Annotated in this window: 21 protein-coding genes; 12 read left to right on the top strand and 9 right to left on the bottom strand. The window is 66.3% G+C overall.

Annotated features, from left to right (window positions below; genetic code table 11):
• Positions 1 to 419: 419 nt before the first annotated feature.
• From ACIP6U_RS42195 to ACIP6U_RS42180, 4 genes are read right to left on the bottom strand one after another with little or no spacing between them, the layout of a single operon-like run.
• The gene (locus tag ACIP6U_RS42195; RefSeq protein WP_401728182.1) at positions 420 to 1,085 is read right to left on the bottom strand and encodes a GntR family transcriptional regulator; all 666 of its coding nucleotides are present in this window, start codon (positions 1,083 to 1,085) and stop codon (positions 420 to 422) included.
• A 7-nt stretch (positions 1,086 to 1,092) separates the two neighbouring features.
• On the bottom strand, positions 1,093 to 1,662 hold the full coding sequence (locus tag ACIP6U_RS42190) for a VOC family protein (RefSeq protein ID WP_401728180.1): 570 nt from the start codon (positions 1,660 to 1,662) through the stop codon (positions 1,093 to 1,095).
• Positions 1,659 to 2,198 (bottom strand): VOC family protein, encoded by a 540-nt coding sequence (locus tag ACIP6U_RS42185; protein ID WP_401728179.1) that lies wholly within the window; start codon positions 2,196 to 2,198, stop codon positions 1,659 to 1,661. The genes ACIP6U_RS42190 and ACIP6U_RS42185 overlap by 4 nt, the downstream gene beginning before the upstream one ends.
• Positions 2,195 to 3,433, bottom strand: a complete 1,239-nt coding sequence (locus ACIP6U_RS42180) for an alpha/beta fold hydrolase (protein WP_401728178.1) — start codon at positions 3,431 to 3,433, stop codon at positions 2,195 to 2,197. Before ACIP6U_RS42180 ends, ACIP6U_RS42185 begins: the two co-directional genes overlap by 4 nt.
• A gap of 204 nt (positions 3,434 to 3,637) precedes the next feature.
• Between ACIP6U_RS42180 and ACIP6U_RS42175 the strand changes: the two genes are divergently transcribed.
• Both ACIP6U_RS42175 and ACIP6U_RS42170 read left to right on the top strand, forming a co-directional pair.
• Positions 3,638 to 5,815, top strand: a complete 2,178-nt coding sequence (locus tag ACIP6U_RS42175; protein ID WP_401728177.1) for a thiamine pyrophosphate-dependent enzyme — start codon at positions 3,638 to 3,640, stop codon at positions 5,813 to 5,815.
• A 32-nt stretch (positions 5,816 to 5,847) separates the two neighbouring features.
• Positions 5,848 to 7,146 (top strand): dihydrolipoamide acetyltransferase family protein, encoded by a 1,299-nt coding sequence (locus ACIP6U_RS42170; RefSeq protein WP_401728176.1) that lies wholly within the window; start codon positions 5,848 to 5,850, stop codon positions 7,144 to 7,146.
• Between the two features lie 52 nt (positions 7,147 to 7,198).
• Here the strand turns inward: ACIP6U_RS42170 and ACIP6U_RS42165 are convergent, their stop codons facing one another.
• Both ACIP6U_RS42165 and ACIP6U_RS42160 read right to left on the bottom strand, forming a co-directional pair.
• Positions 7,199 to 7,888 (bottom strand): hypothetical protein, encoded by a 690-nt coding sequence (locus tag ACIP6U_RS42165; protein ID WP_401728174.1) that lies wholly within the window; start codon positions 7,886 to 7,888, stop codon positions 7,199 to 7,201.
• 203 nt (positions 7,889 to 8,091) lie between these two features.
• Entirely contained in the window at positions 8,092 to 9,621 is a 1,530-nt protein-coding gene (locus ACIP6U_RS42160; RefSeq protein ID WP_401728172.1) for a carboxylesterase/lipase family protein, read from the bottom strand.
• A gap of 677 nt (positions 9,622 to 10,298) precedes the next feature.
• Here ACIP6U_RS42160 and ACIP6U_RS42155 point away from each other — a divergent pair.
• Positions 10,299 to 11,753: an MFS transporter gene (locus ACIP6U_RS42155; protein ID WP_401728171.1), complete on the top strand. Its 1,455-nt coding sequence runs from the start codon at positions 10,299 to 10,301 to the stop codon at positions 11,751 to 11,753.
• A 50-nt stretch (positions 11,754 to 11,803) separates the two neighbouring features.
• Here ACIP6U_RS42155 and ACIP6U_RS42150 read toward each other — a convergent pair whose 3' ends face one another.
• The gene (locus tag ACIP6U_RS42150; RefSeq protein ID WP_401728170.1) at positions 11,804 to 12,400 is read right to left on the bottom strand and encodes a PadR family transcriptional regulator; all 597 of its coding nucleotides are present in this window, start codon (positions 12,398 to 12,400) and stop codon (positions 11,804 to 11,806) included.
• An 89-nt stretch (positions 12,401 to 12,489) separates the two neighbouring features.
• Between ACIP6U_RS42150 and ACIP6U_RS42145 the strand changes: the two genes are divergently transcribed.
• The 8 genes from ACIP6U_RS42145 (at position 12,490) to ACIP6U_RS42110 (ending at position 21,606) form a co-directional block, all read left to right on the top strand.
• Entirely contained in the window at positions 12,490 to 14,109 is a 1,620-nt protein-coding gene (locus ACIP6U_RS42145; RefSeq protein ID WP_401728168.1) for an AMP-binding protein, read from the top strand.
• A 53-nt stretch (positions 14,110 to 14,162) separates the two neighbouring features.
• Positions 14,163 to 14,978 carry an SDR family oxidoreductase gene (locus ACIP6U_RS42140; RefSeq protein WP_401728167.1) on the top strand — a complete coding sequence of 272 codons (816 nt, stop codon included), beginning with the start codon at positions 14,163 to 14,165 and terminating at the stop codon, positions 14,976 to 14,978.
• Positions 14,979 to 15,052: 74 nt separating this feature from the next.
• Positions 15,053 to 15,355, top strand: a complete 303-nt coding sequence (locus tag ACIP6U_RS42135; RefSeq protein WP_401728166.1) for an NIPSNAP family protein — start codon at positions 15,053 to 15,055, stop codon at positions 15,353 to 15,355.
• Positions 15,356 to 15,698: 343 nt separating this feature from the next.
• Entirely contained in the window at positions 15,699 to 16,784 is a 1,086-nt protein-coding gene (locus tag ACIP6U_RS42130; protein WP_401728165.1) for a hypothetical protein, read from the top strand.
• 51 nt (positions 16,785 to 16,835) lie between these two features.
• Complete coding sequence (locus ACIP6U_RS42125; protein ID WP_401728163.1) at positions 16,836 to 18,008, top strand: DUF5624 domain-containing protein; 1,173 nt, start codon at positions 16,836 to 16,838, stop codon at positions 18,006 to 18,008.
• 64 nt (positions 18,009 to 18,072) lie between these two features.
• A complete protein-coding gene (locus ACIP6U_RS42120) occupies positions 18,073 to 18,912 on the top strand; it encodes an alpha/beta fold hydrolase (protein ID WP_401728162.1) in 840 nt (279 codons plus the stop codon).
• Positions 18,913 to 18,970: 58 nt separating this feature from the next.
• Entirely contained in the window at positions 18,971 to 19,585 is a 615-nt protein-coding gene (locus ACIP6U_RS42115; protein WP_401728160.1) for a TetR/AcrR family transcriptional regulator, read from the top strand.
• 344 nt (positions 19,586 to 19,929) lie between these two features.
• A complete protein-coding gene (locus ACIP6U_RS42110; RefSeq protein WP_401728159.1) occupies positions 19,930 to 21,606 on the top strand; it encodes an FAD-dependent oxidoreductase in 1,677 nt (558 codons plus the stop codon).
• A gap of 392 nt (positions 21,607 to 21,998) precedes the next feature.
• Here the strand turns inward: ACIP6U_RS42110 and ACIP6U_RS42105 are convergent, their stop codons facing one another.
• A complete protein-coding gene (locus tag ACIP6U_RS42105; protein ID WP_401728158.1) occupies positions 21,999 to 23,582 on the bottom strand; it encodes an integrase in 1,584 nt (527 codons plus the stop codon).
• A 361-nt stretch (positions 23,583 to 23,943) separates the two neighbouring features.
• On the opposite strand from ACIP6U_RS42105, the gene ACIP6U_RS42100 reads away from it, so the two are divergent.
• Positions 23,944 to 24,618, top strand: a complete 675-nt coding sequence (locus ACIP6U_RS42100; RefSeq protein ID WP_401728157.1) for a M48 family metalloprotease — start codon at positions 23,944 to 23,946, stop codon at positions 24,616 to 24,618.
• A 109-nt stretch (positions 24,619 to 24,727) separates the two neighbouring features.
• Here ACIP6U_RS42100 and ACIP6U_RS42095 read toward each other — a convergent pair whose 3' ends face one another.
• Positions 24,728 to 25,558, bottom strand: coding sequence for a hypothetical protein (locus ACIP6U_RS42095; RefSeq protein ID WP_401728155.1), 831 nt, complete (start codon positions 25,556 to 25,558; stop codon positions 24,728 to 24,730).
• Positions 25,559 to 25,598: the final 40 nt, after the last annotated feature.

The following is a 25,598-nucleotide window of genomic DNA, read 5'->3' as shown; positions in this document are numbered from 1 at the left end:
TCGGAAAGGCGGCGGAGTCGGCGTACGCAACGGCACGAGCAGGAACTCCGCGGCCTGCGGGTAAGTCCCGGGCGAAAAACCCGGGCGGGCGCGTTCTCGTCGCCGAAGCCGGGTGAGCCATGAACGACAACGCTGGTGAAGGGGATCCCCTACGTGTCGAGGTGGTCCCCAAATGGATCCATCCGTGAAGACCCTTTGATGATTCCGAGAATCTCTCCAGAATCAACCCACGTCAACAGGCATGAAGGATCCACCAATATTACGATTAAGCAACGTGATCAACTTCATGGATCCATATTGGCGTCCACGCCATCGGTGTCGCCAGCCATCGCAGGAGCTCGCCAGGGCATGCGAAAACGGCGGGCTGTCCCTACAGCCCGCCTGGAAGTAGACGCAGTTTTGTCACCCGATGGGTGTCATCAATCGACGAACAGCTCCGGGTGACGCGAGAGCGCGAGCCGCGTACGGCGGATGTGTCCTGCCAGAAAACGTTCAGCGTCGACGGGATCGCCCCGTTTGATCGCCTCTATGATCAGTCGATGCTCGAAATTGATCAGCTCACGCCCGGTCGGATCAATGAGGTGGGCGTATGCGCGCCGGTAATGCTGGGTGGTGTTCCAGAATCGCCGAACCATCGTAAGGAGCTGTTCAACGCTGCAGCCTGAATAGGTGATCAGGTGCAGCTCTCTGTCGAGGCTGAGGAAATGGTCGACATCATTGTTCGCCTCGATCTCACGCTGGATCTCGTCAAGTCGCGTGAAGTCGTCCGAGGTGAGGTTCGGCATCGACTCACTGAGGGCCAGGGGTTCCACCCGCTCCCTCAGTTTGTATGTCGCCTGGCATTCGGCGAGGTCCATTTTGGAGACCCACGCCCCACTGTTCGCTTTGAGGACGACCAGGCCCTCGGACTCAAGAATCCGCAGAGCCTCACGGACCGGCAGCCGGCTGGAGCCGAAGGACGTGGCGACCTCTTCCTGCATGATCCTCGCACCGGGGCGCAACTCCCCGCCGAGAATTTGTTTGCGCAGGGTGTCGGCGACCCTCTGACTGGCGACCGAGGACGATCCGTCGAGGCCTGCGGGCATGATCTTCCTAACGTGGCGACTGATTTGGCATCTCAGGTTGCCACAATCTCACCCCTTGCCGTTCACTCTGATCAAGTGCTCCTTCATACGCCTTGCCGTCGGGGAAGGAGACGAGTTCCAGCTGCATGCCCCAGGGGGCGAGGAAGTACACCCACCGCTGCCCCTTGCTCGGCCCGGTGCTGTCGGTGGGCTCACCGAGCACCGTCACCTGGTGCGACCGCAAGTGGGCAACGGCGGCATCCAGGTCCTGGACGTAGAAGGCCAGGTGATGGCCGCCTATGTCGCTGTTGCGCGGCGGGACGGGATGCTGGTCCGGGGACTCGTACTGGAAAACCTCGAAGTTGGGGCCATTGGCACAGCGGAAGAAGGCCAGGCGGTCCATCACTGCTCGCGGGTGGACGTTGAGATGGTCGGTCATCCAGCTGCCGTCGGACTGGAAGGGCCCCAAGGTGTAGACCCGTTCGCATCCGATGACCTCGGTGAAGAAAGCCGTGGCCGCTTCCAGATCTGGCACCGTGAAGCCAATGTGCTCGACGCCCGCCAGTCCCGGCAGGCCTCGCTGGGCGACCGCCGTCATCGCAGCCCCCGGGGCAGTGGCTCGGACGGCCTGCGATGCTTGGGGACCTCGATCGCCTCGACGATCAGGCCGACACTGGCCTGAGTGTCGAAGTAGGCGAACCCGCCGTCGCCGTCCTGCCCGTATCCGCTGCCGGACTGCAGCAGACCGACACCGCTCGCGGTCATCTCATGGATCGCCGTCTGCGCGGACGGAACGCGGAAGCCCAGATGGTGCAGGCCATAGCCGTGCTCACTGATCCACTCCGTGTAGATGCTCGGCCCGTCCAGCGACTCGATCAGTTCAACCTGCGGGGCGTTCCCGATGAGAGCGACCCGCATCCTGAAGGCGCCCTGCCCACCGCGGTAGGTCAGCCGAGGAACACTGTCGGGCCCATAGGTGTACACCAGCCAGTCGTCGGACCCCAGGATCGCCGACCACGTGGCCATACCTGCCGCCAGGTCCGGCACGAGGATGCCGACCTGGGCCACCGGCAGTCCGGCCAGGGGCGCGGGCAACACGCCGGGACCCGGCAGGCCGGTCGGGAGGCCGCTCATCGCAGAGTCTCTTTCACGAAGTCGCGCACGGCCCGGTTGAACTCGACGGGATTCTCGATCATGGGGTAATGGCCGGTACCTTCCAGCACCGCGATGCGGCTCCCGGGGATACGGCCGGCGACCTGCTCGACCATCTCCTGAGGGACCAGCCAGTCGGCGTCACCCCGGAGCAACAGCACCGGGCTCTCGATTCGACCCACCTGATCACGCCGGTCGAATCCCGCGTAGCCGGTGAGGTCCGCGGCGATCACCTCCGGACAGACGCGGCGCAGCTGCCACACGACCTCACGCGCCCGGTCGGGAGGAGTGCGATGGCCGGTCATGGAGCGGGACCAGCCCTCCAGGATCTGCGCTCCGTTCAGCAGCAGCATCTCCAGGAGCGTGTCGCTGACGGTCGGCGTGTAGTCGGAGCCCTCCGCCGAGATGATCGCGCGGTAGAAGTCCGGCCGCCGGGATGCCAGTTCGAGGACCATGTTGCCGCCCATCGAGCACCCCACGATGGCCGGGTTCTCCAGGCCCAGGGCATCGATGAACGCCTCGTTGAAGTCGGCGTGGTCACTGATGTCACGAAAAGCGCCCTCGTCCGGTTCGAGGGTCTTGCCGTGGCCGGGTGCGTCGAGGGAGATGACGCGGAATTCGTCCGACAGTCCCTCCACGACGTGGCGGTACATCAGGGTGTCCTGCCCCGCGGCGTGGATGCAGACGATCGGAACGCCCTCGCCGGCCTCCTCGTAGTACGTCCGCAGGCCGTTGACCTCGATGTACCGTCCGGTGAGTGCGGTGTGTCGGCCGGTCTCCGGGTCGGGAGAGTACGGACCGGGTCGGGCCGCGGGTTTGCCGGCCGTGGACAGTGCGCCGAGCAGACGCCACATCGCCTTGACGTTGCGCATGGCGGAGATGCCGTCGCCCTCCACCGTGATGCGGCCGAGGCCCGGCGACGTGCCCTCGAACCAGTCGGTCCGCCCGTCGATCACTCGGCGCCATTCCTCGTCCGGAGCGACGACCGTGATGTCGGCGCCCTGCGGATGGGATCCCGGTCGCACGGAGATGGCCCGGCCGTCGCGAGTGTCCACCGTCCAGGAGGTGTGGTCACTGCGGAGCTCGATGCGAACGGGGAAGTACTTGGCCGCCTCCGTCCACTGGGTGTCGGCGTTGAGTTCGGCTCGTACCGCCTCCCACCAGGAGTCCTGCTCGAACTCCTTGAGGTCGCCCGGGCCACTCGTTGTCTTTGACATGACCATCCTCCATTGGATCCATGCTCTCTCAAGGCAGACCATCACTCTCTTAACGTGCCTAGTCAATGCCTTGGTCTGCAATGCTTAAGTAACATAATGATAACTTGACCTTGATTATGGATCCATTCGGCGGGACGGTGAAACACCGCAAGGGCTGGGTGTTCGAGCCCGGCCGAGCCATGTGCTCCTGTCCTGGAGGCGTTCGTGCCCACACACAAGAAGCTCAGCCCAGCCGCCCCCTGGGTCGAGGTCGTCGCAACGCGGAAGGACTGGGACGCGGCCGATCCAGCACTGCTGACCTCGATGTTCGCGCAGACGCTCCTCATCAGGACCTTCGAGGAGTACGTCCTCTCGCTCGCGTCGCAGGGACTGGTGCACGGACCCGCCCACTCCAGCATCGGCCAGGAAGGCGGCGCTGTCGGCTCGGTGCTCACTCTCACCGGCAGTGACTACATCAACGGCTCGCACCGTGGGCACCACCAGTTCCTTGCCAAGGCGCTCGGCTACGTGGCTCCCGACGGGATCGACCTGCGGGCTCCTCTGTCCGAGGCGGTACGCACGGTGCTCTCCCGCAGCCTGTCGGAGATCTGCGGTCTCGCCGACGGGTTCTGCCGCGGGCGTGGCGGATCCATGCACCTCCAGTGGCGCGAGGCCGGGGCCATGGGCACCAACGCCATCGTGGGAGGGGGGGTCCCCCAGGCTGCCGGGTTCGCATGGTCGGCCCGGCACGCCGGCACGGACGACGTCTCCGTCTCCTACTTCGGTGATGGCGCGGTCAACATCGGATCTGTTCTGGAGACCCTCAACCTCGCCGGGGCGTGGCGGCTCCCCGTGTGCTTCTTCATCGAGAACAACCAGTACGCCGTCTCCACCCACGTGGACGAGGTCACCGCCGAACCGCGTTTGTCCGCACGCGGGTTGGGCTTCAACATCCCCAGCTGGCGCGTCGACGGGATGGATCCACTCGCTGTGTACCTGGCGACCAGCGAAGCGGTCGCCCACATGAGGGCGGGCCGTGGCCCCACGGTTGTCGAGGCGGATGTCTACCGCTACTTCCACCAGAACGGCCCGTTCCCCGGCAGTGCCTTCGGTTACCGCAGCAAGGAGGAGGAGAAGGAGTGGCGGGACCGCGACCCTCTGGCACTCCTCACGTCCCATCTGGTCCGCCGGGACATCTTCACCGAGACGGAACTGGCTGAGTGCACAGCGCGTGCCAAGGCCGAATTGGAGGCCGTCGCAAGCGAGCTTCTCGAACCGAAACCCGACGGCAAGCCCGGCCAGCAGCAGATCAAGGCGAAGCTGTGGCCGGACCCCGATTTCCGGGACGTGGGTATTCGCGGAGACCTCAGTGAGTTCGACGGGGTGCGGACCGCCGATCTCCCCTCCTTCAAGGGCAAGTTGGAGGAGCGCAAATTCATCGACGCCGTGGCTGAGGTCATGGGACGGCGCATGGCCGAGGACGGCCGGATCATCGTGCTCGGGGAGGACGTCCACCGCCTCAAGGGCGGTACGAACGGCGCCACCCGCGGCCTCGCCGAAGCGTTCCCAGGACGCGTCCTGGGAACGCCGATCAGCGAGAACGCGTTCGCCGGCCTGGCCGGCGGCGTCGCGCTCGAAGGGCGGTACCGGCCCGTGGTGGAGTTCATGTACGCCGATTTCATGTGGGTGGCGGCCGACCAGCTGTTCAACCAGATCGGCAAGGCCCGCCACATGTTCGGGGGAACCAGCGACGTGCCCCTCGTCCTGCGCAGCAAGGTCGCCATGGGCACCGGATACGGCTCCCAGCACTCGATGGACCCGGCCGGGATCTTCGCCACCGCTCCGGGCTGGCGCATCGTCGCGCCGTCGACGCCCTTCGACTACATCGGACTGATGAACAGCGCGCTGCGCTGCAACGATCCAGTCGTCGTCCTGGAACACGTGGACCTTTACACGACCGCGGGCGAGGTCCCGGCGGACGACCTGGACTTCTGCCTGCCCGTGGGCAAGGCCGCGGTACGGCGCGAGGGTTCGGACCTCACCGTGCTGACCTACCTGGCCATGACGAACCACGTCCTGGAAGCGGTGGAGAGCAGCGACGTCGACACCGAGGTGATCGACCTGCGCTGGCTGGACCGGGCGAGCATCGACTGGGAGACCATCGGCGCGAGTATCCGCAAGACCAACAACGTCCTCATCGCCGAGCAGGGAGCTGTCGGCACGTCCTACGGCGCGTGGCTCGCGGACGAGATCCAACGCCGCTTCTTCGACTGGCTGGACCAGCCTGTCCAGCGCGTCACCGGAGGCGAGGCGTCCCCGAGCATCAGCAAGGTGCTGGAGCGCGCCGCCATCGCCCAGACCGACGAGGTCGCCGCAGAGCTCAAGAAGATCACCGGTCGCTGAACCGCCGATATCTACGCAACACGGAGGAAACCATGGCTGAGCTACTCCGCATGCCGGAGGTCGCAGCCGGTTCGACAGCAGCGGTCCTGTCCGGCTGGCCGGTGCCCGAGGGGGCATCGTTCCACGCGGGTGACGCACTCATGATCGTCGAGACCGACAAGGCCGAGGTGGACGTTCCCGCCACCGCGGACGGGACTTTGATCAAGGCGCTCGTTCCCACCGGTACCGAGGTCGAGGTCGGCAGCCCCATCGCGGTGATCGGCGCGCCGGGCGAGGAGGTGGGGGACCTCGACGACCTTCTCTCGGGACTGGGCATCGCGGGGCCGACGGAGGCCAAACCAGCCGTCCGGCGAGAGGTTCCCGAAGCCGAGCCGACCACCGAATCCACCGCGTCGTCGGACACCGCACTCCCTCCTGCCAACGGACGTATCTTCTCCAGCCCGTTGGCGCGCAGGTTGGCTCGTGAAGCGGGAATCGACATCGGCACCATCCAGGGAACCGGTCCGGGCGGCCGAGTCGTCCGCGACGACGTCAACGCCGCCATCACCAACCGGCCCCCGCAGCCCGCCCCCACCGCTGACGATCCAACTCCTGCTGCCCCCTCCCTGCCCCCTTCCGTTTCCCGTTCGACGCCCCCCAGTGTCGGTGCGGCGTTCGAAGTGGTTCCGCACTCGCGGATCCGGCGGGCCATCGCCGGCCGACTGGCAGAGAGCAAGCAGACTGCTCCTCACTTCTACGTCAAGGGACAGATCCGCGTCGGTGAGCTTCTCGCCCTCCGCCAGCAGGTCAACGCGGACGGCGAGGTGAAGATCTCGGTCAACGACCTTCTCATCAAGGCCATTGCCAAGGCTCACGCCCAGGTACCCGAAATGAACGTCATCTGGACGTCTGACGCGGTGCACCGTTTCCACACCGTGGACGTCTCGGTCGCCATCGCCACCGAGGGCGGGCTGGTCACACCTGTGCTGCGGGCGGTCGAGTCACTCTCTCTGTCGGCCATCTCCGCCCAGGTACGCGCCTTCAGCGAGCAGGCCCGCCACGGCGCCTTGCGCCAGAGTGACCTGGAAGGTGGTTCGATCACCATCAGCAATCTCGGTATGTACGGAGTCGAGGAGTTCAGCGCGATCATCAATCCGCCGCAGGCCGCCATCCTGGCCGTGGGCACGACTACACGGACACCGGTGGTCGCCGAGGACGGCAATCTGGAGGCGGCGGACGTCATGACGCTGACCCTCTCGGCCGACCACCGGCCTGTGGACGGTGCCTTGGCGGCCCGATGGTTCGCCGCCCTGCGGGAGAGCATCGAGAAGCCCGTTCGGCTACTGGTCTGAAAGACCCCTGCTCCGCCCCTGGCCACGGCAAAGGGACGGAGCAGGGGGGTGCTCAGAACGAGGCCGGCGCTGCGGTGGTCTTCCATGTCTGCCGCGAGGCGTCAGCCTTCGTGCATGTGCTGAAGGTGAGAGCTCGGCGATACCAGGGCTCTCCCGATGTCCGGTCCCCTGCCTCGAATGCCTCGTTGCCGATGGTCAGGCACTTCGACGAGTCCAGTACCGCCTTGATCTTGCCGGAAGCGGTCATGGCCACCTGCTGCGAGGCAGCACCTGTGCAGTCCTCGGCCACGCTGGACGCGTCTTCGCGCACCTCGGTCTGCGCGCCGATGGCGACCACTTCCAGGCAGGCGTTGAGTCGCGTGTAAAGGATCTTTCCTGGCTCCCCGGTCAGAGATGAGCGGGATATGCGCTGATCCATGGTGATGATCCCGGACTCGGGCAGCCCGGTCTTGCAGGTATGCGCTTCCAACGGCCAGGCCGCTTCACGGTGGTTGTCGATGTCCCCGGAGCTGGGATACCCCGGGATGTCCAGGCAGAAGTGCCGCGGCTCCCCCAGCTCGGCAACGAGCTGCACCATGATCTCGTCTTCCGCAGTGGATGCCTGAAGTCTGTATTCCGCCCCTGCCCGCAGTGTTGCGGCGGGAGCAATGCCGTCAGCAGGACTGCTGTCTGTGAGGGCGCTTCCCGCCACGGCACCGAGCGCTGCCACTACGGCGCCAGTACGTAAAGAGACCTTCGCCATTGCTTCATCTCCTTAGGATGAGCGCGACGCGTCACCCCACCGAGGCTCTGCCACCGCCCGAGCGGAGCTCAGGTTCATCTCGGGTTCGCGGACAGCAGTCGGCAGTGGGGGGCAGCGCCGCGAACGGGTTCACTTTCAGAGACCGTCGGCACAGGGCATCTCCCCTGCCCCACAGGGAGTGTTCGGCGCCCTGACGACAGGCTCTACGGCAGGTCCAAGGTTCCGAAAGCGACCGATGCCCAGATGTCGTGGGAGGACTTGATCGGCAGCGCCCGGTCCACAGCCAGTCCCTGTTCGGGATCACCCCAGACACGGGTGGTCCGCTGCTCGTTGTCGAAGGTGTGCCAACCGGGCCGACCACTGCGAGCGAAATCCGTGAGTGCCTGCCGGACGTGCGCGCTGAGCTTCTCTTCATAGGGCGAGAACCCCTGCGGATAGAACATTCGGTCGAGTTCGCTGCCAACAGCCCCGAAGACGAGGGGCGCTTCGGCTCCGTGGGGCGTCGCATCGCCCGCCGACGAGATCGGGTGCGCCAACTCGTAGAGGTGCGCGCTTCCCCCTGCTGCGGCCTGCTGCTCCGCCAGGCGCACCACAGGCATGCGGAAGGTCCAGTCGGACATCACCAGTTCGTAGAGAGCGCCCGCGTCCAGTCCGGGGTGGGCCGCGCGGTATGCGGCCAGAGCGCCGGAGGGACCCAAAAGCTCCAGGGCGCGGTCCAGTTCGGGCTCGCCCGGACCGGTGGATTCTTCGCCGGGTGTCGGAGGGCCAGCCATGAGCTGGAAGAACCGGTACTCGTCGCGGTTGTAGCCGCACAACAGATCAATACCGGCCGCGGTCCCAGCTGCAAGGGCCGTGAAGGGGTCGGCGGGCAGGGAATCGCCGTCGACGACCGGCGAGTAGATGGTCGGCATCAGCGCCATCTGCCCCCACGTCTGCGCGTAGACGCCATGCCGAGCCTGGAGCTCGAAGTCGGTCCGGGCCACGTCCTGCGGTGACCTGCGCGCGAAATCGTCGGCCACCGGTTTGCAGCCCAGGTCCGCGGCCACCTGCCCCGAGATCGTCTCGGCCAGTTCCGGAGTGAGGTAGCTGACCGCGGGACTCATCAGTACAGCGCGGCGAAACAGGTCCCGGGCTGTCGGCATGACCAGGAGCGCGGCAAGGGCATTCGCGCCGGCGGACCCTCCGAACGCAGTCACCTGGTCGGGGTCGCCCCCGAAGGCTTTGATATTGCGCCGGACCCACATGAGGGCGGAGATCTGATCGAGCAGTCCCCGGTTGTCGGGTGCACCCTCCAGGCGAGCGAAGCCTTCCGCGCCGAGCCGATAGTTGAGGGTGACGACCACGACGCCGTTCTCCGCGGCGAGGTGGCTGCCGTTGCAGCCGGGGTCGGCGCCAGTACCGATCAGATAGGCACCTCCGTGGAGCCAGACCAGGACGGGGAGCCCGGCCGCGCCGGGATCGGGCGTCCACACGTTCACTGTGAGAGCTCCGACGCCGCTGTCGTCCTGGCCTGCCTGGGCCGGCCCCTGCCAGGGCAGGAACTGGGACACCGCGGGCCCGAACTCAATGGCGTCCCGCGTCCCGTCCCAGCGCTCGGCAGGGACGGGAGCGCCGAAGCGCCGACTCCCGGTCGGCGGCTGCGCGTACGGGATTCCCCTGAAAACGCTGACGGCACCGTCGGACGTGCCGCGCAGGGCTCCATCGGCCGTGCGCACGACGGGAAAGTTGCTCATGTCTCAGCTCCTGAATGTGGCGGTACGGCCGCCGGGCACATGGCTCCTGCCTCCAAACCCGAACGCGCCTCCGCCCAGTTGACGCGCAGAAGGCACAACTCATGGTTGGCAGTCGGCGCGACGGATACAGACTGTCGCCGGCCCGCAGAGGGTGCGATGAGTGGAGATGACCGACAGGCGTTCGGGGTCCAAGGTCCAGCAGCCTCGTCTCGGTGTGGGCATGCGGCGCCGAAGTGGAGGTCCGACACCACCGGAAACAATCAATGGATCCATATGCACGGATCTTGACGAGCTGGCAAACCAAGGTTAATCGTAATGAGCAGTTGAGGGAACCCTAGCTCTCGATCAGCCATCTGGCCCAGTATCAAATGGATCCATTAGCCGTAACCGCGGCTGGGTATGCACTCCATTCACCGCGCCACGGGCGGCCCCACCCGCACTCCTCACGCAAGCCGCGGGCACTGCGCCTGCCGAAGAGCCGTCAGGAGCAGGGAGTCCACCTGCGCACAGGTCTTACCCGGGTACTCCGCGTGCGGGCGACCACCTGCCCACGACAGGCCCATGTCCTCCCCCCGCGTTCTGCATCCCGCTCTGGTCGTCGAGTCATCGACAAGGCCGCGAGGCGTGTGATTCCGCACGCCTCGCCGTACCCCGCAGCGTTCCCGAGAGGACACGCCATGGTTCACACTCCAGCACCGCAGGCAGGGCCGGAGCCACTTTCCGACGCCTCAGCGACCGGGGCACGACCACGCAGAGGGCTCTTTCTGGCCCTGCTGTGGCCCGCCCAGGTCCTCAGCGCCTCCAGCGTCATCACGGCCTTCGCCCAAGCCGATGTGGCACAGCACTTCCATACTGCGCACATCGCATGGTTCGGACTCGTATACAGCCTCGTCGGCACTCTGCTCACGCCGTTCGCCGTCAGGTTCGGCGACATCTTCGGCAAGCGGCGGACCATGCTGGTTCTCATCACCCTCGGCCTGCTGGGTGACGTGATCACCGCGCTCGCCCCCACCTACGGCACCCTCCTGGCCGGGCGTGCCGTCGCCGCCTGCTACGCCCCTATGGCGGCGCTGGTCTTCGCGACCGCCCGCGACGTCCTACCCCCGCGCAAGGTCGGTCAGGCCAGCGGCGTCATCGGCGCCACTCTCGGAGCGGTTGTCGCCGTGTGCCCGGTGATCGCCGGCTGGCTGATGGACGATTTCGGCTTCCGGGGCGCACTGTGGTTCGTCACCGCCGTGACAGCTGTGGCCCTCGTCCTCGTGTACCTCTTCCTCCCCGAGACACCGCGCCGCAGCCGCGGCGAGCCGTTCGACTGGTGGGGCGGCCTGCTCCTGGGGGGCAGCATCAGCGCCCTCATCTACGCCATCGGCCAGGGCGCCGTGTGGGGTTGGACGGATGCCCGAATCCTGGGGCTGATCGCCGGAGCTCTGGCGAGCCTCGTCGCTTTCGTCCTGGTGGAACGGGCCGTCGAGCATCCCATGCTGGATGTACGGATGCTCATGCGCCGTAGGGTGAGCACCGTTCTTGTGGCCACTTCCCTGGCACAAGGGACGGCGTTCACCGCCGCCGCCATCATGACCGTGGTCATCCCTCTGTATCCCCGCATTCCGAAGGTCTCGGACGGGCTGGGCTGGACGGCCATGCACAGCGCCCTCATCGGACTGCCGGCGGGCATCGTCCTCTTCCTGGCCGGCATGGCCGCGGGACTCGCCTCGCGGCGCGTCGACCCACGGGTGCCCTGGCTTCTCGGCCTGACCCTGACCGTCGTCGGCATGCTGCTCCAGGCTTTCCACCACCACGACGAAACACAGATCATCGTCACCGGGGTTGTGGCCGCCATGGGTATGGGCATGGTCTACGCCAGCGTGCCCATCCTGGTCGTCGGAGCCGTTTCCGCACGCGAACAAGGAGTGGCCAGCGGCATGTCGCTCATGCTGGTAGGTCTGATGACCGCCGTGGCCGCCCAGGTGATCTACACGGTCATGGGGCAGCACTCCGTAGTGGTGAAGGGCACCGCCTTCTATCGCGACGCGGGCTACCAGCAGGCCTATTTCACCCTCACCGCGTTCGTGGTACTCGCCCTGCTCCTCTCCCTGTTCATACCGAAGCCGCAGCTGCCCGACGAGGCGTGAGTGCCCTTTGACAGACGCAGGCTCGACCAAGGATCCGCGGCCGGGGGCGCTCAGCGCGCCCCCGGCGGTGGGTTCTCGGCAATGTCCTGCCAGAACGCCACATAGGTCTCGGCGAGCGCGATGCCCAGGCGCAGGGGCGCCATGCGTCGCTCCCTCCCCTCTTCCGGTCGCGTCCTGAGGATGTCGGCGTACACAGCGAGGCGCTCCCGGTACAGATCGATCTGTTGCCGTGCGAGCGCCTCGAGTTCCTCAGTGGACAGGAACTCGCTGAAGAACAACTGCATGACGGCTGTGTCCCGCATCTCGAAGATCTCCTGCGGCGCTGTGCGCAGCCAGTGTTCGAGAGCGTCCCGCCCACTGTCCGTCAGGCTGTAGAGCAGGCGGCGGCGTCCACCCTCCTCACCTTGCTGCGCGAGCAGTCCGGATGCGGCCAGCCGCTTCGGCTCGCTGTAGAGCTGCGAGTGCGGAAAGGGCCAGAAGTAACTGATAGAGCGACCGGCCGCCCGTTTCAGGTCGTACGGCGTCGAGGGTCCACGAAGCCCGATGAGCCCCAGGACCAGATACGACGTGGCGCTCAGCCTCGTCGCGGGCTCGTCCTCGCCCGCAGACAGAGCGTGTGGCAGCGGATCACCGGGGTCGACGTTCATTGACACAGTCCGTTTCGGATCGTACGTTTCGGACTATGGTACCAACTCGCTCTCGCGAGTTCACGGGTCTTGGCAGCGACGGAGATGTCATGAGCTTCGATGACAGTCACCAACCGATCACCTCGTCGTACTGGCCCGCCGACCAGTCCGTCGAGGTACTCGACCACACCATCGGGCGGGCCCTGAGCCTCGCGGCGGCCCACTGGGCCCGACGCACCGCCCTGGTCGACGGGGCCGCGCACCAGGACGGCCGCCGCTGGACGTTCGAGGGCCTTGAGAGGGACGCCAAGCGGGTGGCGCACGCTCTGCTCACACGCTTCTCGCCCGGTGACCGTCTCGCCGTCTGGGCGGCCAACTGCCCCGAGTGGGTCCTACTGGAATTCGGAGCCGCGCTCGCCGGCCTCACTCTCGTGACGGTGAATCCCGCTTACCGCAGCTCAGAGCTCGAATACGTCCTGCGTCAGTCAAAAGCGCGTGGCATCGTCGTACAGCCTGAGCACCGTTCTCGCGACCTGTTGCACGCCGCTGCCGCCGCGTGCAAGGAGTTGCCGTGGCCCTGTGAAGTGATCTCGCTCGGCGAGTGGCACAGCTTCGTCCGGAGCGGTGCGCAGGACGGTCCGTTGCCCTACGTTCGGCCCGGAGACACGGCGCAGATCCAGTACACGTCCGGCACGACCGGATTCCCGAAAGGTGCGCTTCTGACCCATCGGGGGCTGGCCAACAACGGACGCCTCTACGCGCACGCGATCGGCGCCAGGTCCGACGACGTGTGGATCAACCCCATGCCGCTCTTCCACACCGCAGGGTGCGGTCTGGTCACCCTGGGAGCTCTGCAGACCGGTGGCACCCACGTGCTGCCGGCCGGCTTCGACGCCGGTGTCATGCTCGACCTGTTCGCCGCCGAACACGGCACAGTTCTGCTCAGCGTGCCCACCATGCTCATCCGCATGCTCGATGAGCAGGCGTCGAGTCCACGCGACGTGTCCTCCTGGCGGCTCGCGACCCTGGGCGGCGCACCCGTACCGCCGGAGCTGGTGCGCCGTGCCGAGCGGGAGCTCAGCGTGCGGGTAGGGATCGGCTTCGGACAGACGGAGACCTCGCCCTACATCACCCACACCCGGCCCGACGATCCTCACCCGCAGTGGTGGGAGACGGTGGGCAGGCCCATGCCGCAGATCGAGGTGAAGATCGCGCATCCCGTCGACGGCAGCACGCTGCCGCTGGACGAGGTCGGCGAGGTCTGTACCCGCAGTGTCTGCGTGATGCAGGGGTACAACGACGATCCCGAAGCCACGGCCGCCGCACTCGACTCGGAGGGCTGGCTCCACACCGGCGATCTGGGGTCCCTCGACTCCCACGGATACCTCCGGATCCAGGGGCGTCTGAAAGACATGATCATCCGTGGGGGCGAGAACATCTACCCCCGCGAGATCGAGGACGTGTTGTTCGCCCACCCGGACGTCTCCGGCGCATGCGTCGTAGGACTGCCCGACGAGGAATGGGGCGAGGTCGTCGCCGCCTTCATCTGCCTGCGCCCGAACGCCTCCGCGGACGCCCGGGCGCTGTCGGCGTACTGCCGGGAACACCTGGCGTCGTTCAAGGTGCCGCAAGTGTGGGAGTTCGTCGCGGAGTTCCCTCAGACCGCTTCCGGAAAGATCCAGAAGTTCGTACTCAAGGAGCGGCTCGTCCATGGGTACGGCGCAGTCTGAAGCTCAGCCGCCCTGCCCCCTCAGCCCTCAGCCCTCAGATCCAAGGAACCGCAATGACCTCGCTCAGGGACAAGACCCTTTTCATCACGGGAGGCAGCCGGGGCATCGGGCGAGCCATCGCCCTGCGCGCCGCGGCCGACGGAGCGCGGATCGCGATCGCCGCGAAGACAGCCGAACCCCATCCGAAGCTGCCGGGGACGATCCACTCGGTGGCCGCAGAGATCAGGGACGCCGGCGGAGAAGCACTGCCGCTCGCCGTGGACATCCGCGACGAGGAGCAACTGGCCGAGGCGGTGAAGGAGACCGTCCGCGCCTTCGACGGCATCGACATACTCGTCAACAACGCCAGTGCGCTATTTCTCGCGGACACCGCCAACACACCCATGAAGCGCTTCGACTTGATGTTCGACATCAATGTCCGGGGGACGTACGCCGCGTCACAGGCCACCCTCCCTCACCTCGCGAGGGCCGCCAACCCTCACATACTGACCCTGTCCCCGCCGCTCCAGCTCAACCAGCAGTGGTTCGCCGACCACTGCGCCTACACCATGTCCAAGTACGGAATGAGCATGTGCGTGTTGGGCATGGCCCATGAGTTCCGCTCCAAGGGCATCGCAGTGAATGCCCTGTGGCCTCGGTACATGATCCAAACAGCTGCCAGCAGCATGCTTGCCGTCGACCCCGAGGGGTGCCGCTCCGCCGACATCATGGCCGACGCCGCGCACGCCATCCTCAGCCGCGCGAGCAAGCGGTGCACGGGGAACTTCTATCTCGACGACGAGGTGCTGGCGGAAGAGGGTGTCCAGGACTTCGATCACTACCGGCTGCACCCCGCGACACCCTTGATCCCCGACCTGTTCGTGGCGTAGAGGCAGGTACCCACGCCATCCGCCGCCCCGAGCAACCGCACTCGGGCCGCGTTTCCCCGAGCACCGGAGCGAAAATGATCAGCGTGCACATCCGCTACGAGATCGAGCCCGAGCGAGTAGCCGATTTCGAAGAGTACGGGCGCCGATGGATCGCCCTCGTCAACCGCTTCGGCGGTACCCATCACGGCTACTTCCTCCCCAGCGAGGGCGACAGCGACGTCGCCTACGCGGTCTTCTCCTTCCCGAGCCTGGCCGAGTACGAGACGTACCGCATCGCCAGCAGCAAGGACCCGGAGTGCCAGGAAGCCTTCGAACTGGCCCGGCGAACCGGCTGCATCAGGCGCTACGAGCGTCGGTTCCTGCGCCCGATCATCTGACCGGGTCCCCGCCGTTGCCCATCACCCACCCTGCCCGCAAGCGGTGGGCGATGAAGGTCGGCTGCCCGCCCGACCGGTCGTGAGGGGTCGCCTCTCTCCGGTTTGACTCTCACGGCCACTTTTGTGAATATGGATTCAGATTCATTTATCGGGACGGTATGACCACCGCCGCCCGGAGGACAGGCCACGCGACACGTCGCTGTCGTGGCCCATGACCTGGCCGCATTGCGGCACCGTGAATCCGGTCGATGGTGCCCGGGCCCGTTCATCTCGCCATCCGCACTCTCCGCAGCGGACCGGCCGTCGCCAGACCACCGACCGCGCAGGGCCACAGGGAGACGACATGCCCACCCATCTGACCGAAGTCGCGTCCATCCCCACGTCCGGTGCCCGGGCGGTCGAGCCGTTCGACCTTGGTGACCGGCACATCCTTGCGGTCCCGCAATTGGCGTACGACGTTCCGGGGACGGACGCCAACATGAACGGCGGCGACAGCGACACCGTCACGCTGCTGCTGGAGCGGAAGGGCGCCGGCTACGTGCCATGGCAGACGGTCCCCGCCCCCGGCGGAGAGGACGCCGAGTTCTTCCGTATCGGTGACCGCGCCTTCCTCGCCATTGCCAGCATCCGCCGCGGCTCCGGCCCCTACCAGTTCACCATCGACTCACAGGTCTTCGAGTGGAACGGAAGGACCTTCGAGTCGTTCCAGAAGTTCGAGGGCTTCGCCGCCAAACAGTGGAAGCACTTTGAGATCGACGGGCAGCATTTCCTGGCTCTCGCCCAGGGCGTGACAGTGCCCGGGCACGAGGACGAGAACCGACCGTCCGTGATCTACCGCTGGGACGGCTCCTCGTTCACGCACTTCCAGGACATCGACTCCAAGTGGGCCTACAACTGGCACGCCTTCGCCGTCGACGGGCACCAGTTCCTGGCTCATGCCGATCATGTGCAGGCCTCCGTCCTGTACCGGTGGACGGGTCAGCGATTCCAGGCGTACCAGAACCTGGCCGCCGATCACGGGCGGGCCTTCGCTCACTTCGAGCGGGATGGCGTGACCTACCTGCTGGTGGCTCGTCTCCTCGGTGAATCGCAGGTCATGCGGTGGGACGGTGAACGCTTCGTCACACACCAACTGCTGGAGCAGCCCGGCACACGCGAGTTCGCGGTCGTCCACGATGGCGACGCCCTCTTCGTCGTGTGCGTCAACTTCATTCTCGGCCCGCAGACCAGCCCCACTACAGCGCTCAACTCCCAGCTCTACCAGTGGCGCGAGAACCGCCTGGAGGTCGTCGAGGAGTTCGCCACCACTGGCGGTACGGACGCCGCGGTCGTCCACGACGACCAAGGAATCCTCATCGCTGTGTCCAACGCCCTCTCGCCCGACGCCCGGTTCGCGGCCCGCACAGTCCTGTACCGCTTCACCCACTGACATTCCCACCAGCGCACGTCCCCTCCCGACCGGCCGCGATGGAGCCTGCTCATGACCGCATCCGAAAGCCCGGAACTCGTCGACCTCTTCACCACCTACACCGCGTCACCGAACAGCATCGGTTCCCACCTGACGCATACGGCATCGCGCACCACGAAGGAGGACCCACTGCTGGTGGCCACCTCTGCCGACTTCGCGCTCTATCCCGGTAATGGAGAGCCCCCGACGGTAGAAGGCTTCCGCCTCTCCACACGTGGCTTCAAGGAACTCGCCGGCATTTCCCACCTCGGCCCGGCCGTTGCCAGCCTGGTCCAGCTCCACCACACCTACGGGGACGAGTCGTGGCGGAGCGAGGCGCGGCGCCTGTTGGACCAGGTCGACCGCGGGCGGGAAGCCAACAGTCCTGAGCTGTGGCGCGGCACCATCGCGGTCGAGGCCTTCCGAGGGCGTGAGCATGCCATCGCCGACATGGCCGACTACAGCTTCGCGATGACCGCCCGCTATCTGCGCACCGCACTCAAGGACAGCTCCTACCTCACACCTCGGACCTTGCGTGATGACTACCTCAACGGGGGCGACGACAACTCCCCCACGTCGATCAACAAAATGATGATCGCGACGTTCTTCCTGACCGCCATGGACACAGCCCACCGCATGATGAAGTGGTTCGACACCAGGAAAGTCGACTGGAACCGGGTGATGGTGATCATCGCCGGCAAGCAGGGTCGACCGACCGCCGGCGTCACCTGGAACACCTCCAGCGTTGCCACGGTCATCCGCGGGGCCTCCCGGTACAAACTCCCGATGGAGCGCATGTACCTGGCCCCACACGCCCGGCAGTTCGCCACCCCCACCGACGGTGATCTGTCCGAGGTCGTCTCCCTCGAACAGCCGTTGCGGCAGCTGTGGACCAACCTCCGAGCCACCGTGGAACTCGGCGACCTGATGTTCGCTGGGCTTCCGCGTTACGCCCCAGATCATCTCCTCGCTCCCGATGTCGACGACCCGTCCGTCACCGAGATCAGCGAAATGCCCACCATCCACGACCACAAGGACTGGCGCGCCATGACCACGCGCCTGCGCATGGTCTTGGAGGACCCGCGCCAACTGCTCTCCGGATGCGTCACCGACTACGCCGTCAGCCAGCTCGTGGAAAACGACAACGACCCCAGCAGGGTGCTCGTCCCCGGCCTCGACGGACTGACCTACCCCACCAACCTGTGAGGCCTGAGGCCTCTCATCCCTTCCGCAACCCCTCCCCGCCCTTCTCTCCTCAGGAGCGCCACCGGTGTCCGCCCTCCTCCTCGACCAAGCCCGATACCTCGACGTGCAAGGCGGCCGTATCGCCTATTACGAGTCCGGCTCCGGCCCGCACACGATCGTCTGGGTGCACGGTCTGCCTCTGGACTCCCGCAGTTGGTCCGCACAACAGTCGTTCTTCGACAGCCGAGCGCGAAACGTCTTCCTCGACCTGCGCGGCTACGGGGCATCCGACAAGCTGCCCGCCGACTGCGACAGCATCACCAGCCTCTACGTGGACGACCTGGCGGCCCTCATCGAGCATCTGGGACTGGACAACCCACTGGTCGTCGGATTCGCCTCAGCCGGGCACGTCGCCCTGCGGCTCGCCGCCCAGCACCCGGCCCTGGTCGGCAAGCTCGCCGTCCTGAACGGATCACCCAAATTCCGCCGGAGCGACGACTGGCCCTACGGGTTCGACGAAGAGAGCATCGCGCTGTTCACCAACGCAGCCGAAAACGGCATCGAGGATCTGACCGACATGGTGATCGACCCGGCGGTCGTGCTCACCGATGTCGAGGCCGAGCGAGGTGCCGAACTCCGCGAACAGTGGCAGGACATGAGCTACAACGCCGGCGTGGACACCCTGCTCGGCTTCTTCAACAACATCTCCCTCGATGACGACCGCCACCTGCTGCCCGACATCAAGGCCCCGACTCTGCTGATCACCAGCACACTCGGCCAGGAGGTGCCCTCCGGGGTCTCCCTGTACATGCGGAACAGGATTCCCCATGCCCGCCTGAGCGAGGTGCCCGGAGCCGATCACTTCCTCTTCGCCACACGCCCCGAGCTGGTGAACCACCTTCTGGCGTCGTTCCTCCATGCCTGACCGACACAGGGTTCCAGCAGACACTGCAGGGCGCCGAAGCCCTAACAAGGGAGCGAACATGGCGCAGACACCGAAGTCGCAGCGCACCGAGACGGATCTCAAGGAGGCAGCCAAAAAGCTCATTCTCCAACTGGGCTACGCGCAAATGAAGATCACAGACATCACGACAGAGGCAGGCAAGTCGGCCGGCTCGTTCTACCGGTACTTCACGGACAAAGACGACCTCATGCGCTCCCTGGCCGAGGACTTCCTCCAAGCCCATCAGCAACGTTCGCACGCCGCCTTGGGCGCCACACACCGTCTGGACACGCGCGCCGATATCCGCGCTCACGTCCAGGCGTACTGGGACAACTGCTCTGCCCATTTCCCAGCCATGATCGGCATCTTCCAGGCAGCCCAGGCCAACGATCAGTTCGCGGACACATGGGCGCGATTGCGTGAACACCACGTCGCCATGTGGTCGGAGCACCTCCAACAGAACCGCGGCCCCTGCCCCCGTATCCGCCTCACAGCCCAGGCAATCGTCTGCATGCTCGAGTCCTTCTGCTACAGCCAACTCCAGGCAGGCGTGCCCGCCGACGGGGGCACGGCCGCAGTCGAGACGCTCACCGATCTCGTCTTCTCCGGCATCACCCAGCCTTCTCAGCTGCCCTTCAGCGGCACGCGCGCCTGAGCCGGCACAGGGCCAGTCCGCGTACCTCGCGTCGGGGCGTCCTGGGCAAAGTCCCAGGCCGGCAGCGCAAGCGCGCCCGGCACCTGCGGGCAACTGTGCCCTCCCACGCCACATACTCCCGCATCCCCAGCGACGACCGGTTGTTCACTTGCGAAGCTGCGTGGATCCATTGATTCACGAATCTTGACAGCCCACCCTGGAGGGTTAACCGTTATGCCTGATGAATGGTGAAGCGATCCCCTTCCCATCTCGATGAACAGCTCACATGGATCCATACCCTGGATCTCGGGGCTGTTGACGCGCTTGCACTTCCCCTGCCCACCGCCCTACGCCGAAGGATCGCCATGAGTAACCTGCAGCACTGTGACGTCTTGATCATCGGTGGCGGGCCGGTGGGTCTGAGTGCCGCTCTGCAACTGACCAAACAGGGAGTCAACGCCTGGTGCGTTGAGCGTCGTACAACGCTGTCCAGGCACCCCAAGGCAGGTGGTATCCACGCGCGGACGGTCGAGCTGTTCCGTCAGTGGGGCATCGCCGATGACGTTCTCGCAGCTGCCCTTCCTCCGCACCGTGGCGAGGGCTTCAGTTGGACGACCCGCCTCATCGGCGGTATACACCTCGGGCACGTGATGTTCGATGACGACCCTGGAGAGCGCGCGGAATCTGCCGAGGCCAGCCCGGAGGCCGGCTGTTTCACGCCCCAGGACGATGTGGAGCCGATCCTTCTTCAGGCCCTGCTTCGTGCGGGCGGGCGCTTCTCCTTGGGCACCACGGCCACGGTCCTGGACCAGGATGATGACGGCGTGACGGTCGCCGTCACCAGCGAACACCTCACCCAGACCGTTCGCGCGCGCTATGTCATCGCCGCCGACGGCGTACGCAGCGCCACGCGCGACGCCCTGGACATCACGGAATCCACCAATCCCGTCTTCGGCGAGTCCGTCGGCGTCTACTTCCGCAGCCAAAGGCTCACTCAGCTCACCGAGACCAGTCCGTACGCCTTGTCCTGGGTCATCAACGCCGACATCGTCGGCTCCTTCGCCCGCATAGGAAAGGAAGACAAGTGGATCTTCAATTTCGGACGTGATCCGCAGCTCCCCGACAGCGCATACGACGAGTCCTTGTGCGTGGCCCGTCTCCGCGAGGCCTCGGGTGCCGCCGCAGCGGACATCGAGGTGATCAGCATTCTGCGGTGGCAGCACGAATCGGCAGTCGCGGACTCCTGGAGGTCCGGACGCGTGTTCCTCGCCGGCGACGCCGCACACCGCTTCCCGCCTCACGGCGGGTTCGGCATGAACAGCGGGATCCAGGACACGGCCAATCTGACCTGGAAGCTTGTGCGGGTTCTCCACGGTGTCGCCAACGAATCCCTGCTGGACACCTATGAGCAGGAACGCAAGCCGGTCGCCGAATACAACATCGACCAGTGCCTGCTCAACACCGAGCGGCTCAAGTCCACCGGGTTCATGGGGTCAGACCCGAGCGAACTCGCCACGATCGAGCTGCCGGAGGGAGAACCGGTGCGTCGACGCATCGCGGACAGCGTGCCCGCCCAGCACGAACAGTTCCGTTCACAGGGACAGCAGTTCGGCTTCATATACGAGTCCACGGCGGTTATCGGCGACGGTACCTTGCCGCCGCGCTCCACCGTCAGCGACTACCGCCCCACAGGGCATCCCGGAGCCCGTGCACCACATCTGTGGATCGACTACCCAGCGGGTACGCCCCGGTCCACCATCGACCTCAACGACGGCGACTTCCTGGTGCTCGCCGGACATGCCGGGCAAGCCTGGAGCACTGCCGCCAACGCGCTAGGTCTGCGTTGCGTTGTGATCAGTCAGCGCATGACAGCGGCTGCCGGCACTTCCTTCGAATCCGTCTACGGCATCGCCCCCTCGGGAGCTGTGCTCGTCCGCCCCGACGGACACGTCGGCATGCGGGTGCATACCGGCCCGTCGGACCCCCAGGAGGTTCTGCGCGCAGGGCTCGACCGGATCCTCAAAGGCCCGACCGACGCCTGAATGCCCGCTAGTGGGCCTGGGACGTATCGCTGCCCTCCGGGGTGCGGGCCGCCAAGGATGTCGTGGATGTGGACTTCACGCTCGACGGGCTGGGCGGTCCGGGGCGTGCCTAATCTGCCCGATGAGCCAGGAAGGTCCTAGGAGGGCCCGTTCCCTGCTGAGGCACGGAGCGAGGAACACGCCTGTATCTGTTAGGTGCCGCCCTGCCCGTCCGCGGCACGCGAAAGCGGGCGATGCTCGGTGAGCCAGCGTCGCTCCACGGTCAGATGGGGTGCCAGAAGGTCGTAGTCCACGCTGTAAGTCGGTGCCGAGTATGGGCCTCCGCAGAGGCGGCCGCTTCTCTCACCGTCCGGCCTGCCCACGTCCCCTTTAAGCTGCACGATCAGGTGTGTTCAGACGGGCTCCAGGAGATCGACCACGGAGAGTCCGGTTTCGCCGTTGACAAGCTGCAGGGCGATCTCGGCCCGGGCAGCAAGGTCCAGAGGGGAGAGGTCCTCGGCGTACGCGGCGTGCACGATGCGGTCCAGTCCTGCGCCTACCAGCGGCGCAGCAGTGCGAAGCGACGCCTCCAGCGCCACGCCCTGGGTGGCACCGCCGTGCAGGATGATGTTCCGCGTGCGGTACAAGCGCCGCAGCGCGATCCGAAAGGCTCCCGCGACGTCGTTCAGAACTGGTCGAGGGTCTTGGACAAGGTCGGCCATGCGCTGGGCAGCGGGATTGTCGGAGTATTTGGTGGGCGTCCGGGTGAAGTCCAGTGTCCCGGCTCCTGTGGTGCGCAATGCCTCGGCGACCAGCCTGGCGCGTTCCTGATTCGTCGTGCAGGCCGCGATTGCACGGGTGAGGTCATCAGCTTCCCGGGGCCTGTGTCGGTGTGCCAGGGCGGTGAGCTCGGCGCGGGGCCAAGAGCAGGCGATGATGGCCGCCATCCGGTCGGCTGCCACCGCTTTGCCCGAGCGCTCGTTCTCCTTGGGATCATCCGGATGCGAAAGCAGCGATTCCACAGCGGCCCAGGCCCCGGCGACAGCCGGAGCCATCGGACCACGGTTGACGGCGGCCGCGAGCTCCAGCGCATCGTCGATCCGGCTGCGCTGACTTGCGATTCGGTAGAGATGTCCCTCGTTGACCAGCGTCAGGACATCCGCGCCACGGGCCGGGGGTTCGAGCGGGACAGGCTTCGCGTGACCCGCGACCCAGATATACGGGAGAGGCTCCACACCGCCCCGGTCCCTGCGCAGGAACTGGGCGCGTGCGGTCATACGCTCCACCAGCTGCCGTGCCTGCTCGGCGGCGCTGAAGGGGTCGCGGACCCGTACCTGGTAGATGAACCCGCCTCCGGGGCGAACACCCGATGTGTCGTGGCCGTGCTCTCGCAGCCAGCTCACGACCTTGCCCTTGCCCAGCCAGTTCTCCAGCGGCTCTGCCAGCTCCCGCCTGGGCACCTTCTCGAGCACCACCAGCACCTCGAACATGCTGGCCGGGGTCCTGGCGAGTTCTGCGGCGCTGTCTGCGATGTCTGCCGTGGTTGCACGCGCCTGGTAAAGATCATTCCCCCATGCCTTCAAGTGGCTGGCGCTGTATCCCAGGTCCAGGAGGTGAGAGGCGACGGTGCGGGAGTAGCGCTCCGGCTTGACGCGCTCCTCGACGGGAACATTCACGGCAGCTGCCCAGCGTTCCAGGTAGCCGGCCCGCACGTGGCCGGTGATCTCCTTGAGTCGGCGGCGGGCGGGGCTCGGATCCGGCAGCGACTTTTTCAGCAGCTCGGTGAGCTCCTTGCGTAGCTCCCTGTCACCAAGGCCTCGATCGGGACCGATCAAGGCGTTGAGCTCATTACGCTGCCAGTCACAGGCGGTCTGTGACAGCACCCCGTGGGCTTGCCAGTACCCCGCCTCCCACAATTCCTCCAGAGCCAGCACGGACCCTATGTCCCACAGCCGACGCGCCCACGGTGTGCCTTCGTCAGTGAAGTAGTCCGCCATCCGGGCTAACACGCGCCGGGCGTAGGGCTCCGAAGCAGGGGGCGATGCCATCGCAGCACACTAGCCGATCACCACACCGTGCCCTGCTCATCTAGGAAAGTCCGTGCTACATTGGCAGCAGACTTAAAGGGGCACTCGCCGTTCTGCGGCCACTGCCCCTTTCTTCTTTTTCTTCGACGACTCCCCCACGCTCCAGGGGATGTCCGGCTGGGACGGCTTCTAGGACCGGCAAGCACTGCGCAACACCATCCAAGGTTGACTGCGCGCGGTGACTGAGCGCACCGCAGTGGTCGTGGTATCCGCGCTCCGCGCTCACCCCGGCACCCATCTGTGCACTCCGTCGGCCCAAGTAGCGGGCGGCATGGCAGTTCTGGCCGCCAGCGCTCTCGCCATCGGTGGACTGAAGTTCGTCCATTCCGCTGTGCGACACATCCGCACTCTTCGGACCGCGCACCAACAGGTGGCACAACTTCCCGTCGTGGGTGACCTGTGCGTCGTGGACTCACCCAGGCCCGACGCGTACGCGCTGCCAGGCCGCCCGCACCGCATCGTCGTGACCGCGGGCATGCTGCGCAGCCTCGGAGCCACGGAGAGGGAAGCCCTGTTCGCCCACGCGCGTGCCCACAATGCCCAGAGGCACTACTACTTCCTTGTGGCCGCCGAGATCGCGGCCCACTGTCACCCTGCTCTGCGCAGGCTGCGTTCGGATATCCGTCTCGCAGCGGAGCTCGCGGCCGACGAAGCCGCAGCTGTCGGGGACCGCAAGCTGGTCGCCGTAGCCGTCGCCAGAGCCGCGCTGGCCAGTCACGATGCGGGACCCACCCCGCGGCCCTACTTGACCCTCGGAGCGACGACGGGTCCCGTCTCGCGACGCGTGGCCACCCTCCTCAAACCGTCGGCTGTCTCCGGCCGACTACCCCGATTCCTCGCGCTTGTCGTGGCACTTGCCGTTCTCGTGTCAGCGGGCGCGACCCTGGCTGCCGCGATGCACCTCCACCACGAAGTAGGCGAGGCACAAGGCGTGGTTCCCCGCTGACCTGGCTTCAACGAGGACCGTGGCTATCCGAACGAGGGGGGCGCACCTGCAGCACCCGTCAGGCAGGCAGTCCCCGACCGCCTGCCCGGCCGCCGCTTCGCGAGACGGCTCAGGTTCCCTGCCGCGCCGCGCTCGCGACGTCCTTGCGGGTCACCGCCAGATGGACGACCAGGCCGAGGATGACCGCGAGGAACAGCGCGCTGGTGACAACGGTGCCCAGGCCTACTCCCCCGTCCCCGGTCGGCTGGGACAGGTAGTCGCCGATGGAAGCGCCGAGCGGGCGGGTGAGGATGTAGGCGATCCAGAAGCTCCACACCGCATCCAGCCCCAGCGTGAAGTGGGCGAGCGCGACGGCGGCGATGGCCAGGGCGAACAAGACCGCCGAGAGCCAGTAGCCGAGGTTCATGCGCTCGGAGACCAAGTCGCCGGCCGCCGTGCCGAGGGCGAAGGTGAACAGGACCGCCAGCCAGTAGAAGGCCTCGCGGCTCGTGGTGTCGATGCTGTGGATCGACAGGGTCCGCTCGCGCCGGTACCAGACGACGAACACGACCGCGAGGAGGAGGGCGAACACCGTGGTGCTTGTCTCCAGCGGCACGCCCATGTTGTCGGTGAGGTTGTCGCTGATGAGGGTGCCGACCACGCTGATCAGGGCGACGGCGAGCCAGTAGACACCCGCGCGGTAGGCGGTCGTACGGAACTGCACGACCAGGACGACGGCAAGCAGTGCGCTCATGAGCACGGACACGCCCGTCAGACCGAGTCCGGCCTTCTCGTTGAGGAGGTCGGCCGCGGTCTCGCCGACGGTTGTGCACAGGACCTTGATGATCCAGAAGTAGGCGGTGACCTCCGGGACCTTGTTCCAGTGCAGACGGTGGGAAGGGCGGGCCGCGGCACTCCTGCTCGCTTCGGCCTCTGGTGTATCGGAGAGTTCATGGGTCATGGGGTGTGACGCTGCCAGCGGTTGCCTGAACGCTTCCTGA

It is taken from the genome of Streptomyces sp. NPDC088794 (assembly GCF_044750545.1).
Lineage (GTDB): Bacteria > Actinomycetota > Actinomycetes > Streptomycetales > Streptomycetaceae > Streptomyces.
The sequence above is the reverse complement of the archived record's forward strand: the minus strand, read 5'-3'. Positions and strand labels throughout refer to the sequence as shown.